At 69.8% G+C, this 278-nt stretch carries 1 protein-coding gene; it reads right to left on the reverse strand.

Annotation, left to right across the window (positions count from 1 at the left end; translation table 11 throughout):
* The coding region (locus tag ACLJNW_RS24635; protein WP_410961278.1) for an NADH-ubiquinone oxidoreductase-F iron-sulfur binding region domain-containing protein at nt 1-278 on the reverse strand (278 nt) is incomplete at both ends.

The raw sequence follows: 278 nt of genomic DNA on the forward strand, positions 1-278 counted from the left end.
GGCCTTCGCCCCGCTCCAGGGCACGCAGCAGCTTCACGCTCCACGGCAGGCCATCGCGGCAGGGGGTGCACCAGCCGCAGGACTCGCGGGCGAAGAACTCTTCCATGTTGCGCAGCAGGGAAACCATGTTGATGCTGTCGTCCACCGCCATGGCCAGGCCGGTGCCCATCCGGGTGCCGACCTTGGCGATGCCGCCGGCGAACATCTGCGCATCCAGGTGCTCCGGGAGCAGGAAGCCGGTACCGGCGCCGCCGGGCTGCCAGGCCTTGAGCTGGAAG

Source organism: Salmonella sp. SAL4457 (assembly GCF_046548235.1).
GTDB lineage: Bacteria > Pseudomonadota > Gammaproteobacteria > Enterobacterales > Enterobacteriaceae > Salmonella > Salmonella enterica.